This window comes from Rhodococcus sp. ARC_M6, from assembly GCF_022810305.1.
Lineage (GTDB): Bacteria > Actinomycetota > Actinomycetes > Mycobacteriales > Mycobacteriaceae > Rhodococcus_F.
Genome location: NZ_JALGQH010000093.1, coordinates 1 through 346, shown reverse-complemented (window position 1 = coordinate 346; position 346 = coordinate 1). Strand labels below are relative to the sequence as shown.

General features: G+C 64.7%; 1 protein-coding gene. It reads left to right on the top strand.

Annotated elements, in window-relative coordinates:
- A partial coding sequence (locus tag MTX36_RS29530; RefSeq protein WP_374230586.1) for an oligopeptide/dipeptide ABC transporter ATP-binding protein occupies positions 1 to 346 on the top strand: 346 nt, incomplete at both ends.

Sequence of the window (346 nt, the reverse complement as noted above, 5' to 3'; positions counted from 1 at the left end):
CGACAGAAGAACTGTTCACGCGTCCACGTCACCCGTACACCGAAGCGCTGATGGCCGCGATTCCGCGACTCGAATCGCCGACGCACACGGTGCTGCAGACTATTCCGGGTGGACTTCCGGACATGACGAAGCCGATGACCGGTTGCCGCTTCGCAGCTCGCTGCAAGTACGCGCAGGACGACTGCTTGACCGGAGATCCGGCACTGGCACCCGGGGGACCCGGGGACCACACATCTGACAGCCATGCGTTCGCGTGCCACTACCCGGTGGATACGCCGGAAGGTACAGCGGCATTGGTCGCCAACGAGAAGGCCGGCATAACCGCAGCGGGCTTGCCGCTCGCGGT